The sequence below is a fragment of the Arsukibacterium sp. UBA3155 genome (genome assembly GCA_002364615.1).
Classification (GTDB): Bacteria; Pseudomonadota; Gammaproteobacteria; order Enterobacterales; family Alteromonadaceae; genus Alishewanella.
On sequence record DEYP01000028.1, the window covers coordinates 166715 to 180888 of the forward strand.

Below are 14174 nucleotides of genomic sequence, written 5' to 3' on the forward strand. Positions count from 1 at the left end.
GGCAGCGCTTAAGGTAGTCATACACCAATACCTTGATCCGGAATTTCTATGCGCCTGTCATTGCTGAGTCTGACTTTACTACCCTTTTTGTATGCCCCGCTGGCTGATGCCGAGCAGCAGCCGGCTGTTAAACATCAATTAAGCAAGCAAATTGAGCAGGTTATGCCCAAGGTTATTGAATGGCGGCGAGACATTCACCAGCATCCGGAATTGTCTAACCGCGAAGTGCGCACGGCGGCTAAAGTAGCTGCGCATTTAGAAAAACTTGGTTTGGAAGTCCGGACCGGCATTGCTCATACCGGCGTGGTCGGTATTTTAAAGGGCGGCAAGCCCGGCCCGGTGGTGGCGCTGCGCGCCGATATGGATGCCCTGCCGGTAACCGAACAAACCGGTTTGCCCTTCGCCTCAAAAGTAGTCAGCGAGTTTAACGGCCAGCAAACCGGAGTAATGCATGCCTGCGGCCATGATGCGCATGTTGCGATGTTAATGGGCGCAGCAGAAGTGCTGGCCAGCCGGCAAGCTGAGATTGCCGGTACCATTATGTTTGTGTTTCAACCAGCTGAAGAAGGCCCGCCAGCCGGTGAAGAAGGCGGTGCCAAGATGATGCTGGCCGAAGGGCTATTTGCAAACCCCACCCCGACCGCCATTTTTGGCCTGCATGTCTGGCCGGGAAGCCCAGGCCAGCTGCAGGTTAAAACCGAAGGCATAATGGCCGCGGCCGACAGCTTTCAGATAACTGTTAAAGGCAAACAGGTGCACGGCTCCAGCCCATGGCGTGGCATCGATCCGATAAATGTCACCGGCCAGCTAATCAACGCCATTAACCTTATTCCGGCGCGGCAGATAGATGTCACCAAAGCGCCGGCAGTGGTGTCGTTTGGCCAGGTGCACGGTGGTATTCGCTGGAATATTATTCCTGACGACGTAAAGCTGGAAGGTACCATTCGCACCTTTGACAGCGATATGCGCGAAGACTTAATCACCCGCATGGCGCATACCAGTAAGCATATTGCCAGGGCCAGTGGCGCCGAAGCCGAATTTCATGTGCATAATTTTGCCGCTGTTACCTGGAATGACCCGGCACTTACCGACTGGGCTATGCCAAGCCTGAACTGGGCCGCCGCTGATCATGGCGTAGCGGCAATAAAACCCATTACCGGCGCCGAGGATTTTTCATTCTATCAGCAGCAAATACCCGGGGTATTTTTCTTTTTAGGTATATCGCCGGATAACACCCCGCTAAGCGAGGTGCCACCTAACCATTCGCCGATGTTTGATGTAAACGAAGATGCCCTGATAACCGGCGTACGGGCACTAAGCGGCTTAGCATTGGATTATTTAGCGAATCCGCCTGAGCTTGCCCAAAAATAAGGAATAAGGAAAAAGCATGAGCACTCCCTGCCGCTGCCACTGGGTTGATTTAAGCAAACCCGATTATGTTGCCTACCACGATACCGAGTGGGGAGTTCCGGTTTATGATGATAATAAGCTGTTTGAGTTTCTAATGCTGGAGGCGGCACAGGCGGGGTTAAGCTGGTACACCGTATTAAAAAAGCGCGACAGCTATCGGGCGGCGTTTGCGCAGTTTGACCCGGTACAAGTGGCAGCCTTTGATGACAGCAAAGTCGCAGAGCTGCTGCAAAACCCGGGCATTATCCGTAACCGCCTTAAAGTGGCCGCGGCGATTAACAATGCCGCCCGCTTTTTGGAGGTGCAGGCCGAGTTTGGTAGCTTCAGTGACTATCAGTGGCAGTTTGTCGGCGGCAAACCGCTGCAAAACAATATTGCCGACCCGGAAGATTTTCGCGCTACCAGCCCCGAGTCAGATGCCTTTAGCAAAGATTTAAAAAAACGGGGTTTTAAATTTGTTGGCTCGACCATTATCTACGCCCATATGCAGGCCTGCGGCATGGTGAATGATCACGCTAACGCGTGTTTTAGAAAATCACAGGTTATCAGCCGTTAAGTAACATCTCGCCACTGCATTTATTACATTGACCGGCAGTAAGAGATTCAACCCCAGGCATTGCTTACTGGCACTGGCACGGCTGAAACGGTAGCGCTTGGCTGCTACATACCTGATCTACAATCACTTTTTCTCTACCCTCACCCCGGGCATAAAACCTGCAACACCTTTTTACTATACTTATTTATTTCCTTTGTCTTTGCTGCTGCCAGGAGGTGCTGAATGACAAGCAAAAATCAATTTATAATTCAGGCTCAAAAGGCGCTGATCGGCGGTGGAGAGCACCTCCCTTGAGCGCCCCGATGAAAGATACCGCTGCTGAGCCGGCTGGCTCAGCGCTGGGCAAAATTAACCAGCACTTTCACCAATGCTATACCCGACGCAAACTGGATTTTAAAAACAAGGTAAGCCAGGGTGAGGTACTGCTGATTATCCGGATGGATAGTCGGCTGGTGGCCTGCTGTGGTGATGACATTCAGGAGTTACCGGTTAATGGCGAAACGTATCATCAGTTAAAAGCATTAGCGCACAGCACCCTGGCAGCTTATTACACCTTACTGCACTCACCGCCTGAGCAGGCCGTATCTCTGATATCAGACTGGTTGCCGCAGCTAAAAACTGAGGCAGCGCCGCAACTGGCCAGCGCTATTGCTGCCATTATCGGTCAGCTGCTTGATCATGTTGATAAGCACAACACCATTAGCCATTTGCAAATTCAGCAGTACGCCAAGGAGCTGGAGCCGGTATACGCCCAGTTACTTGTGCTTAGTGCTGAAGATGAGGTTAAGCAGTTACACTGTCAGTTAACCGCGCTGACCAGCCGCTATGACATTCCCACTTCAGATAGCTTTTTTATTGTATTTGGTGGCCCGCAGGCCCGCTCGAGGGAGCTGGCGAAACTGGTTTTTACCAAATGGTGTGACGAGTCCGATGATTTGCTGGCAGATAGCCGCCACCATGTCCGTTACGTTGAAAATGCCACAACAATAGCCGATGCCACTGAGCTGGTTGCCACCCTGATGGCAGACCGGGAGCTGGCACAGACTTTTCTGGGTCGGGCAGAGGGCTTAGAGCAGGATGTGCTGGGTAAAGCGGCTGAAAAGATTATTGAGCGTTGCTGGACTAAATCGTAACGCCAGCGAATAATGATTGTTATCGTAGCTTTTTTGCACTATTCCTTTCTGGCTGCAATACTTAGCTCAATTTGTAACTTTTTGTAACCTAAGCTGGCGATACACAGCCGGTTGGTATAACGGATCAATTTTTATGAAAGTCTGCATTATAATGCTACTGGTGTTATGGCCTTGCATGAGTCAGGCAAATACGGTTATTTCGGTGTGTTATGAAGGTTCTGGCATGGAGCCATTCATCAGCGCCGGTAACGATGAGCGCCAACCGGTGGGTTTTCTGGTTGAAATGTTAAATACGGCAGCAGCACCTCTGGCCATTCGCTTGCAGTTTCAGCAAGCGCCCTGGCTAAGATGCCAAAAAATGGTACAAGAAAATCAGCTTAATGCCACCTTAGCAATGATTTGGTCACCTGAGCGGGCGCTATTGTACCGTTTCCCAGACCAGCAAAGCGGCAGTGAACAGTCACAACGTTATTTATGGCGCGCAAAATATCCGGTATTTCATGCCAAAGATAGGCGCTTTAAGTTGGAAGAGTATCAACCGCAGTTTGGGATTAGCGCGCCGCTGGGATACCTTGTCGAAGACTGGCTGCAACAGCAACGCTGGCTAAGCCCATACAAATTCAAGCTGGATGACGGCCTTAAAATGGTCGCCGACGGCAAACTGGATGGGTATAGCGTCGAACGTCTGATTGGTGACTATCATCTGCAACAGCTTGGTCTTGCCGACAAGTTGGTCGCCAGTGATGATAACCTACTGGTTAAAAACTGGCACATGGTATTCAACCCAGACTTCTATGCGGAAAATACCCAGCTGGTCGAGCAGTTTTGGTTTAACCTAATCGCTGAGAGAAAAAAGCTGGAGGCGAATTATCCTCACGCTCAAACGACTTCGCAGCATTAACGCGAAAGCTGGTGATAAAATACGGGTTCAGGCGACTCACTATTGATGTTATTTTACTTTAAACTTGGCTTTTTTGACGGGGGCGGCACTGACATTACCCAATACCAGCTCGGCGGGTATGGTAAACGAAAAGCTGCTGCCCCGGCCGGGCTCGCTGAAAATCATCAGCTGGCTGTTGTGGCGTGACAACACATGTTTAACGATAGCTAAACCAAGGCCGGTACCACCGGTATTGCGGGCCCGCGCCTGATCCACCCGGTAAAACCTTTCGGTTAAGCGCTTTACATGATGCGGCGCTATGCCCTCGCCGGTATCATTAACTGCAAACACAGCCCGCTGATGCTGACGTTGCCAGCTGACACTTATCTCGCCCCCTGCCGGCGTATACTTAATGGCATTGGTCACCAAATTAGAAAAAGCACTGCGTAATTCTTCAGTAACTCCGGATACTTTTAATTCGGGATCAATACTAAAACTGATTTGGTGCTGTTTTTCGTGATTCAGCGCCTGCGCTTCCTGCTCTAGGGTCGCCAGCATGGCGGGGACATCAACTTCATCATCTAACTGCACCCGGGCTGACGCCTCAATTCGTGATAAGGTGAGGAGTTGCTGCACTAAACCATCCATCCGTTTAGTTTGCTCCAGCATAACAGTATGAGCCTTTTGCCACATAGCTGGCTCGGGTAAGCGATTAGCGTCAATTACTTCCAGGTAGCCCTGCAACACCGTTAAGGGTGTGCGCAGCTCATGCGAAACATTGGCCACAAAGTCTTTGCGAATTTGTTCTAATTGTTTCAGCTGAGTGATATCGCGGATGATTAGCAAGTACTGTTCGCTGCCGTATGGCATCATCTTGCATTCCAGCACCACACTGTTGCTGCCTTTAGCACTGATTTCCAACGGCTGCTGAAACTGCTTTTGCTTTAAGAAGCTCTGAAATTCGGGGTTGCGGACCAGGTTATCAATCCGCTGGCCTTCATCACTGGGCCAGCGTAAGCCCACCAGCATTTGTGCCAGTTTATTACACCAGACAATAGTCCAGTCGCTGGTCAGTACAACAACCGCTTCCGGCAGTGCTTCTGCGCCATCACGAAAACGCCGCACCAAGGTTCGTAACTCTTTACGTTTTCTGCGCTCGCGCCGTTGCTGATAATAAATGCCATCGAAAATTTGCTGCCAGAAACCCTTGCCTTCCGGCGGCGTCAGCTTTCGGTCATGCCAGAGCCATTTAGTAATTAAAAACAGGTGGTTATAGTTAGATGCCAGCAAATAAAAGCTCAGCAGTAACATAAACAGCATGCTCTGACCAAAAGGCCAACCCACTAGCCCTGCCAGAGTATACAAAAGGCAGACCTTGCTAAAAATCTTCCCTTTAGAAAGCTGTGGCCGCATAAAACCTACTTAGCAGAAAAGCGATAGCCGGAGCCTCGCACCGTTTGTACCAGCTTATCATGCCCGGCGATAGAAATCGCTTTGCGCAACCTTCGAATGTGCACGTCTACCGTGCGATCTTCAACATAGACGTTGGTGCCCCAAACATGGTCAAGCAGCTGCTCACGGCTATACACCCGCTCCTGGTGAGTCATAAAGAAATGCAACAGGCGGAATTCAGTTGGTCCCATATCCAGCGGCTGCTGCTCGGCCATTACCCGGTGCGCTACCGGATCCAGCTTCAGGCCCTGCACTTCTATCACTTCATCCAGACTGGTCGGCGATACCCGGCGGATAACCGCTTTTATTCGCGCCATCAACTCTTTCGGTGAAAACGGCTTGGTAACGTAATCATCAGCGCCAACTTCGAGACCACGCACTTTGTCTTCTTCCTCGCCGCGGGCGGTGATCATGATAATCGGGATATTACGGGTCAAATCGTGCTGCTTCATTTTCTTGGCAAACTGGATTCCGCTGCCGCCCGGGATCATCCAGTCCAGCAACACTAAATCAGGATAGGGTTCAATCAGTTGGTTAACCGCGCTGGGGAAATCTTCGGCGGTAATGGCCTGATAGCCATTTTGCTCCAACACAAAACACAACATGTCGCGGATTGGTGCTTCATCTTCCACCACCAGGATCTTTCTTGCCATAAGGTTCACCACATTCTGTTAGCCGGTTTGAGTGCCGGACGGTTCTAACTGTCTCTGCTACTTAGTATTGCTGCAGTTTATGACATTTTTATGAAAACACGAGGTTAATCTTGGCATCAGCTTACCCTGCAGAGCATTTGTACATATAAATAACACTATTCACACTATTGAAACCTCAGGCAAAGGCGACTGCATGACAGCTAAATGAATTTTTTTTGACACTCTTAACACCAGACCATAGCCAGTCACTGCTGCCAATGGCTGTCACTCAAGCGTCGTATTTATGTAATAAAAGCGTCATTCGCCTGCTGTAGGGTGCCAACAACTTAATTGGCAACACCGATAACAACTCAATGGAGAGATGGTAATGGCTTTACGCAAACTGTTAAAACTCAGCGCGATAGCGTCAGCATTAATACTGGCTGGCTGCGGTGGCGACTTAGTCGTTAATGCTGGTGGCACTACTAACGGCGGCGGTAATGGCGGTGGTGGTGGCACTCCTCCACCAGTCACTTCAGATTGTCCGGCCTTTGCTACTGAAGGCGACAGTCTGGCCGGGGTTAACCTGACGGTATGTGAAATCAGCGGTACTATTACCAGTGACACCCGTCTGAGCAATGATATTGCCTGGTCTTTAAGCGGCAAAGTTACCGTCGGTAACGACAATGCGGATAATTCAACCCTGACTATCGAACCCGGTACTTTTGTATTTGGTAAAAGCGGCGCCGATTATCTGGTTGTAGCCCGAGGTTCAAAAATTCAGGCAGTCGGCACCGTCGACGCGCCAATCGTGATGACTTCAGTTAACGACATGCTGGGATTATCCGACAATGAGTCAACTGCCGAATGGGGTGGTTTGGTGTTATTAGGTAACGCACCAAGTAATAAGTGTGATCAGGCATCACTGGCAACCTGTGAAATTCAGGCTGAAGGTGAAGCCGGTCCTTACGGTGGTGCTGACCCGGAAGATGACAGCGGTGCGTTGCGTTATGTACAAGTGCGTTACGCGGGTTTTGAAGTCATTCCGGACAATGAGCTTAACGGTATTACCTTTGCCGGTGTAGGCAGCGGCACTGACGTTGAATACATTCAGGTACACAACAACCTGGATGACGGCGTTGAGTTTTTTGGCGGCACGGTAGATGCTAAATATGTGGTATTAACTGGCAACCGCGATGACTCATTGGACTGGGCAGATGGCTGGACTGGCCGCATGCAGCACGTGTTGGTCCGTCATAACCCGAACAATACTAAAGCGAACCGCGGCATTGAAGCGGATAACCAGTCAGGTAACTTTACTGCTACCCCGGTGTCAAAACCACGCATTGCCAATATGACTATCGTCGGTAATAACTTTGACGGTGAAGATGATTCTGAAGGCGTATTGTTGCGCGCAGGCACCGCGGCTGAATTATATAACTTTATTGTTACTGGTCCGGCTGGCATGGGTGAATGTTTTGAAATTAACTCCGCGGAGTCAGTAACGAACGCTGGCAATGGCGAAATTGTCTTCCGCAACTCTATTCTTGATTGCCCTGAGCCTACCAAGAACTCTGTAGATGGTGCAGATAATATCACCCTGGATGCTAACGCCTGGTTCCGTGCTCAGCCCGGCAACATTATTGGTGACGCTTTATTGGGTGGCTATATTCCTGCGCCAAACTCTCCTGCACTGGGCAATGGTTACAACGTCGCAAACAACGTTGACAGCTGGTTTGACAATGTTGATTACATTGGTGCCTTTGACGGTGAAGAAGACTGGACTGTAGGCTGGACCGTTGGACTTCACCCGGAAGATGACTTAGCTGCCTGCCCTGCCGGTACCAGCGAAGTTAACAGCTTATCAGGTCGCTTAAACTGTCAGTTAACCGGTGACATTACTGCCAACGTGACCCTGGCTGCTGGCGCTGACTACGTGCTAAGTGGCCGGGTACGGATTGGTGTAGATAACACCACCGCCGCCACCCTGACCGTTGAACCAGGTGTGCGGATTTATGGTAAATCAGGCGCTGACTTCCTGGTCGTTACCCGCGGCTCAAAAATTGAAGCTAACGGTACCGCAGCCAACCCTATCGTGATGACCTCAGTACAGGACATTATCGGTTCGCCAACCGCAGCCGGCCAATGGGGCGGTTTAGTATTGCTGGGTAAGGCACCAAGCAACAAGTGTAACCAGGGAGATTTAGCCAGCTGTGAAATTCAGGCAGAAGGTGAAGCCGGTCCCTATGGTGGTGCAGTAGCCAACGACAACAGCGGTACCTTAAATTACGTAGTAGTTAAGCATGCTGGTTTTGAAGTTATCCCGGATAACGAATTAAACGGTATTACGTTTGCCGGTGTAGGTTCTGGTACTAAGTGCTCTAACATCCAGGTACACCAGAACGTTGATGATGGTATCGAAATGTTCGGCGGTAGCGTCAGCTGTAAAAACGTGGTGTTAACCGCTAACGGCGATGACTCAGTAGACTGGGCCGATGGCTGGAACGGTAAACTGCAATTCGTGCTGGTTAAACATGCTGCCGATGGCGCCAAGGCTAACCGCGGTATTGAAGCAGATAACCAGTCTGGCAATTTCACCGCCACCCCGGTATCCAACCCAACCATCGCCAACTTGACCATTATTGGTAACAGCTTTGACGGTGACGATGACTCAGAAGGTGTATTACTGCGCGCTGGTACCAATGCTCAGCTGGCCAACTTCGTTATCACCGGCCCCGAGACCATGGGCGAATGTCTGGAGTTCGATTCTAACGAGACCAAAGCATTAGCTGCAGCAGGTTCACTGACCATGACACACTCTGTTATTGCCTGTGCAGAGCCGTTCAAGGGTGACCTTGGTAATGGTACCACCACCGAACAGTGGTTCCTGGGACAAACCGGTAACAGTGTTGCAGCTAACCAGGCTGCAGTACTGGACGGCATTTACACTATCGATGCCACCACCCCAAAAGACATGTCAGCACTGGATAGCTTCTTTGAAGCGGTTAACTTCATCGGTGCAGTAGAAGCCGGCAATGACTGGACTGCTGGCTGGACAGTTGGCTTAGAAGACTAAGCAAATCGGCACTGCCGGGGCAACCCGGCAGTGCCTTTTGTTATTCCGACATTCGATATACCAAGACTAGTATCCGTTTAAAGCTGATAGGACAACGTTCAGATGAGCAGCATTCAAAAATTTAGTTTCAGCCGTGTTGGCCGCAGTGTATTGCTGGCCTTAGGCACGACCACTGCGATGATGTCGTTAAATACCATTGCACAAGAAACGCCAGAACCCACTCAAGCCGAGCAGGAAGAGGTAGAACGTATTTCTGTCTCCGGTCGCCTGATGAGCTCTGCTGCCTCTGCTGCTGCAGAACGTCGTGAGCAAGCCTATGTAGCAGAAGTACTCGGTATGGAGCAAATTTCCCGTGCCGGTGACAGTAACGCTGCCGCTGCTTTGCGTCGGGTAACGGGTTTAACCCTGGTAAAAGACAAGTTTATTTATGTTCGCGGCTTGGGTGAGCGTTATTCCAGTACCTTATTAAATGGTGCCATGGTGCCCAGTCCGGACCCGACCCGTAACGTTATTCCGCTGGACATGTTTCCGGCGGGCATTATTGAAAGCCTGGTTGTACAAAAAGCCTATTCTCCTGAGCTACCCGCAGCCTTTGGTGGTGGTAATGTCAATATTCGCACCACGGCTATTCCGCTGCAAACCAGTTTTAATGTCTCAGTGGCTACCGGCTATAACAGCCTGAACAGCGACGATGGTTTTGATTATGCTGGTGGCGGTGATGACTGGCGTGGTAAAGACGATGGCACCCGGGGTATATCACCGGTGCTGGCCGATGCTCAGCAACAATTTGGCGTGCTGACTCCCATTAATATCGCCGAGGGCTTAGGTGGCATTAATGCCGGCAATCTGGCACAGGCAGAAACCATTGTGCGTGAGCTCGGTACTGCATTTAACCGTGATATTGATATTAGCCGAACCACCGTAAAACCTGATTTCGACGCCAGTGCCTCCTTTGGCACCCGCTTTGATCTGACAAAAAATATTGTGTTTGGGTTGATGACTGGCTTAAGTTACGATCGCTCTACCCAGAATATTGAAGAGCAGGAACGTTACTATTCTGTCTCAGGCGACAGCCTGGTGCCGTTGAATCGTTACGATGATATTAAAGGTACTGAGCATCAGGTAAAACTGTCTGGCATGCTTAACTTTGGTTTAGAGCTGGGTATCGATCACCGCATCGAAACCTCCACCATTTATCTGAGTGACACCAAAGATGAAATAAAGATTAAAAACGGCGACAGTATTGAAACCATTAACGAAACCAACCGGTTTAATACTGATACCAGCATTTTGTATGAAGAACGCACTATGCTGAGTAATCAGCTACGTGGTAAGCACAACTTCCCGTACCTGATGGATTTGGCAGTAGACTGGCAGTACACCGATGCCAAAGCACGTCGCAACGCGCCAGGCGAAGTGGAATATCGGTATCTGAATGAGACGCAGGCTGATGGCTCAGTATTCTCATTTTTACGCCGCAACCAAAACGCCGTTAATTACAGTTTCAGTGATATGAAAGATAACACTGAAAACCTGAGTTGGAATGCCAACTTACCGCTCACGCTGGGCAAAGCAGAAATGACTTTCAGTGGCGGTTATAGTTACTTCGAACGTAGCCGTAACGCACAAACTGACCGCTTTAACTTTGATACGGTGGGTTACAGTCTGCAGCAACTGTCTGGTCGCTTTTCAGAGATTTTCTCTGACAGCGCTATTTCAGACCCGGCCAACGGCTTTAAAATTTCTAACGTGACCACTCAGGCTGATGATTATCTGGCAGCCCAGATGATCGACGCGGGTTACGGTGCCATGGAGCTGACGTACGACTATCTGCTGCGGTTAAATATCGGTGTGCGCTATGAAGACTTTAAACAAATCTCACTACCGCTGCGGGCAGATGGCGCCATAAGCGGCAATGTAACTGACTCTATTTTGATGGAGGATGGCTTTTATCCGGCGTTGTCATTAACCTGGTTTGTTAACGACGACTTACAGGCGCGCTTTGGCTATAGCAAAACCGTGGTTCGCCCAGATTTACGTGAAGTGACCCCGGTATTGTATGTTGACCCGCTAACCGACTTTAAAGTAACCGGTTTTTCAGGCCTTAAAAGCACTGACATAAGCAGTTTTGATGCCCGCTTAGAGTGGTATTATGACAGCAGCAACTACAGTATTGGTCTATTCTATAAAGATCTGGAAAACCCAATTGAAGCCATTGAATTATCAGGGTCAGACGGTAACTTGCTGATGTCATTTCGCAATGCCCAGAGCGGCAAGGTGTATGGCGCAGAAGCGGAGTTTTTACAGCAGCTGAATATGTTCAGTGGTGATTTTGGCAAGTTTGCCAATAACTTTTTTGTTGCCGGTAACCTGACAGTCAGTGAGTCTGAAATCAGCATTCAACCCTTTCCGGGTGCCGATTTAACCAACCTGAAGCGTGGTTTAAGCGGTCACTCGAAGTATGTTGCTAACCTGCAACTGGGCTTTGACTCTGACAATAACCAGCATAATGCCACCCTTACCTATAACGTATTCGGTAAGCGGATAGCCTTTGCCGGGGTTAACGACAAAGACGATGCCTTTGAGCAGCCATTTAATTCACTGGATTTCACCTATGGTTACACGCCGCTTGAGAATATGACCGTAAAACTGGGCTTGAAAAACTTACTGGATGAAGAAGTGGAAATTTTGCAGCAGGGTGAAATTCTGCAGCAGCGCACTGAAGGTCAGAGCTACAGTTTAAGCTTCTCTTATAAATACTAGCAATTTAAACGTTAAAAGCCACCGTATAACTACGGTGGCTTTTTTTTAAAGTAGCTATTTAGAAATGGTATTGGGCTCTTACCCCGAAACCAATAGGCTCCTCATTGATACCTGAAGCTGTATCAACATCAGTAAACACAATATTACTCATAAAACGGATATTACTACTTAAGTAATAGTTAACGCCAACGGTCAGATTTTTCTGCTCGCCACCCATAACAACACCGTCATTAAGGTCAGTAACAGAGTATCTGGCGGCAACTTCAATTGCGCCTTTTGCTGAGCTTGGTTTAATACCACTGAATGAGCCGTTTTTGTATGAACGCGATTCTCCAGTTATCACATAACTTGCCTGCATGTGGTATCCGCTAAAGCTAAGATCCTGCACTGCAGAGGATGTATTCACTGATAATGCTTCAGCTTCAAATGACCAGGCGCCATTAATTGCTGCAAACTCCAGTCCGGTAGTGATCAGATTATCAACGTTATTGAGCGTTCCGGTGTCGATAAGACGAATGGCCGGATCAATTCTTAACTCAGGGCGGTCCCGAAAACGCAAGCTGTTATAGTCGCCTAAATCCTGATACACCACTGCCGCACCAAAGTGGTACTGAATATTATTGATTTTGGGGTGATAAACCAGACGTTGCGCCAGGCCCATGCTGTCGTCCTTTCCAGCATCGCTTTCAGTATTCATGGTTCTGCCAAAAGCCATCGAGCCTGAAGTAATATCACCAAAGGTTTTATCAAAACGAACGCCTAACTTACGGTCAGGCGTAATCACTGTTGAACCACTTGCCCGCTCCATAAAGGTAATAGAGTTTGAGCTCGTCAGGGTATTAAGGCTAAACGGCAACCGTTGGTGGCCAATAGTCAATGAACCACCGGCGAATTTTGTCCGCAGGTTTACATCGGTAGCACTCGCGTCACCACCTTCAGCAAAATCATATTCAATGACAAAGCGCCAATCTGATGAGAAATTACCTTGTAATCCCATGCGGCCCCGACGAACATTAACGCCATTACCAAATTCTGTTTGGTCATCATTGACAAACCCAGCATCGAGGTGCAGGCGACCTCGTGGTTCTACTTCAATATCTGCCGCCAGAACGTTTCCGGCAATTGAGGCCAAAAGTATCGCAACAGTGATTTTGCTCATTGAGTTCATTACTATTCCTTTTGAAGGTTAAAGATGTAACTAATGTTTACCGAGAGAGTATATTTCAGCTTAATGACACTTTAATGACAGCGTGGCATTTTTATGACGCTAAAATGATGTTTTTATGACTGTCTATACACAGCATGCTACTACCATCACTATAAGAAGTATTAATCAGTTTAGTCAGATAGCCAAGTCTATAATAAAATAACAGAAAGGGAGCGAATGCTCCCTTTTTTAGCGCTTTTGACATCGCAACGATCTCAACCGTAGCGCCCGGTAATATAATCTTCAGTTCGCTTATTAATAGGGTTGGTAAAGACTTCGTTGGTGGCACCAATTTCTATTAAATCACCCAGATGGAAAAACGCAGTGCGGTCTGAGACCCGGGCGGCCTGTTGCATATTGTGAGTAACGATAACGATAGTAAAGTTTTGCTTTAACTCATCAATCAGTTCTTCAATAATAGAAGTTGCAATAGGGTCAAGCGCCGAACACGGTTCATCCATGAGTATCACATCCGGGCTGACCGCGATACTGCGGGCGATACATAACCGCTGCTGCTGGCCACCGGATAAGCCGGTGCCAGGCTGATCCAGCCGATCTTTCACTTCATTCCATAAGCCGGCGCGGCGTAAACTGGACTCCACCACATCGTCCAGCTCTGACTTGCGACTGGCCAGGCCATGTAAACGCGGGCCATAAGCAATATTTTCATAAATTGATTTTGGAAACGGGTTCGGCTTTTGAAATACCATGCCAACCTGAGCGCGCAATTGCACAACGTCCAGTGACGGGTCATAGATATCGCGGCCATCCATTTTAATACTGCCGGTTACCCGGCAGATATCAATGGTATCGTTCATCCGGTTTAAACAACGTAAAAACGTTGATTTGCCGCAACCTGAAGGGCCGATAAAGGCAATAACTTCGTTTTCCATTACATCCAGATCAACACCATGGATAGCTTCATTGTCGCCGTAAAAAACCCTGACATCACGTGCTGTCATTTTTACCTTGCCCATGCTGTTTGTCTCAATCGCTGTCATCGCTAAATCCGCCGTAGTTACCACTTATTCAGTTAATTTTCTGGAGTTGGCTGCGCTGCGCGTC

At 48.9% G+C, this 14174-nt stretch carries 10 protein-coding genes; 6 read left to right on the top strand and 4 right to left on the bottom strand.

Annotated features, from left to right (window positions below):
• The first annotated feature begins 48 nt into the window (after nt 1-48).
• From B2X65_RS15960 to B2X65_RS15975, 4 genes are all read left to right on the top strand, one after another.
• A complete protein-coding gene (locus B2X65_RS15960; RefSeq protein ID WP_290614291.1) occupies nt 49-1371 on the top strand; it encodes an amidohydrolase in 1323 nt (440 codons plus the stop codon).
• Nucleotides 1372-1387: 16 nt separating this feature from the next.
• The gene (locus B2X65_RS15965) at nt 1388-1966 is read left to right on the top strand and encodes a DNA-3-methyladenine glycosylase I (RefSeq protein WP_290614292.1); all 579 of its coding nucleotides are present in this window, start codon (nt 1388-1390) and stop codon (nt 1964-1966) included.
• Nucleotides 1967-2268: 302 nt separating this feature from the next.
• Nucleotides 2269-3099, top strand: a complete 831-nt coding sequence (locus tag B2X65_RS15970; protein ID WP_290614293.1) for a hypothetical protein — start codon at nt 2269-2271, stop codon at nt 3097-3099.
• Between the two features lie 133 nt (nt 3100-3232).
• Nucleotides 3233-4000, top strand: coding sequence for a substrate-binding periplasmic protein (locus tag B2X65_RS15975; RefSeq protein ID WP_290614294.1), 768 nt, complete (start codon nt 3233-3235; stop codon nt 3998-4000).
• A gap of 48 nt (nt 4001-4048) precedes the next feature.
• Here the strand turns inward: B2X65_RS15975 and phoR are convergent, their stop codons facing one another.
• Both phoR and phoB read right to left on the bottom strand, forming a co-directional pair.
• Nucleotides 4049-5392: a phosphate regulon sensor histidine kinase PhoR gene (phoR, locus tag B2X65_RS15980; RefSeq protein ID WP_290614296.1), complete on the bottom strand. Its 1344-nt coding sequence runs from the start codon at nt 5390-5392 to the stop codon at nt 4049-4051.
• Nucleotides 5393-5397: 5 nt separating this feature from the next.
• Nucleotides 5398-6084, bottom strand: coding sequence for a phosphate regulon transcriptional regulator PhoB (gene phoB, locus B2X65_RS15985; RefSeq protein ID WP_290614297.1), 687 nt, complete (start codon nt 6082-6084; stop codon nt 5398-5400).
• A gap of 367 nt (nt 6085-6451) precedes the next feature.
• Here phoB and B2X65_RS15990 point away from each other — a divergent pair, with 367 nt between their 5' ends.
• Both B2X65_RS15990 and B2X65_RS15995 read left to right on the top strand, forming a co-directional pair.
• Nucleotides 6452-9139, top strand: a complete 2688-nt coding sequence (locus B2X65_RS15990; protein WP_290614298.1) for a hypothetical protein — start codon at nt 6452-6454, stop codon at nt 9137-9139.
• A gap of 102 nt (nt 9140-9241) precedes the next feature.
• Nucleotides 9242-11902: a TonB-dependent receptor domain-containing protein gene (locus B2X65_RS15995; RefSeq protein ID WP_290614300.1), complete on the top strand. Its 2661-nt coding sequence runs from the start codon at nt 9242-9244 to the stop codon at nt 11900-11902.
• A 58-nt stretch (nt 11903-11960) separates the two neighbouring features.
• On the opposite strand, the gene B2X65_RS16000 is transcribed toward B2X65_RS15995, so the two are convergent.
• Nucleotides 11961-13070: an OprO/OprP family phosphate-selective porin gene (locus B2X65_RS16000; protein WP_290614302.1), complete on the bottom strand. Its 1110-nt coding sequence runs from the start codon at nt 13068-13070 to the stop codon at nt 11961-11963.
• A 254-nt stretch (nt 13071-13324) separates the two neighbouring features.
• Complete coding sequence (gene pstB / locus B2X65_RS16005; RefSeq protein ID WP_290614304.1) at nt 13325-14110, bottom strand: phosphate ABC transporter ATP-binding protein PstB; 786 nt, start codon at nt 14108-14110, stop codon at nt 13325-13327.
• Between the last annotated feature and the right edge of the window lie 64 nt (nt 14111-14174).

Excerpts from the sequence above, each read along its gene's own strand:
- B2X65_RS15970 (WP_290614293.1), top strand. The coding sequence starts at position 2,269 with ATGAAAGATACCGCTGCTGAGCCGGCTGGCTCAGCGCTGGGCAAAATT.
- pstB (WP_290614304.1), bottom strand. The coding sequence starts at position 14,110 with ATGACAGCGATTGAGACAAACAGCATGGGCAAGGTAAAAATGACAGCA.
- B2X65_RS15995 (WP_290614300.1), top strand. The coding sequence starts at position 9,242 with ATGAGCAGCATTCAAAAATTTAGTTTCAGCCGTGTTGGCCGCAGTGTA.
- B2X65_RS15975 (WP_290614294.1), top strand. The coding sequence starts at position 3,233 with ATGAAAGTCTGCATTATAATGCTACTGGTGTTATGGCCTTGCATGAGT.
- phoR (WP_290614296.1), bottom strand. The coding sequence starts at position 5,392 with ATGCGGCCACAGCTTTCTAAAGGGAAGATTTTTAGCAAGGTCTGCCTT.
- B2X65_RS15965 (WP_290614292.1), top strand. The coding sequence starts at position 1,388 with ATGAGCACTCCCTGCCGCTGCCACTGGGTTGATTTAAGCAAACCCGAT.
- B2X65_RS15990 (WP_290614298.1), top strand. The coding sequence starts at position 6,452 with ATGGCTTTACGCAAACTGTTAAAACTCAGCGCGATAGCGTCAGCATTA.
- B2X65_RS16000 (WP_290614302.1), bottom strand. The coding sequence starts at position 13,070 with ATGAACTCAATGAGCAAAATCACTGTTGCGATACTTTTGGCCTCAATT.
- phoB (WP_290614297.1), bottom strand. The coding sequence starts at position 6,084 with ATGGCAAGAAAGATCCTGGTGGTGGAAGATGAAGCACCAATCCGCGAC.
- B2X65_RS15960 (WP_290614291.1), top strand. The coding sequence starts at position 49 with ATGCGCCTGTCATTGCTGAGTCTGACTTTACTACCCTTTTTGTATGCC.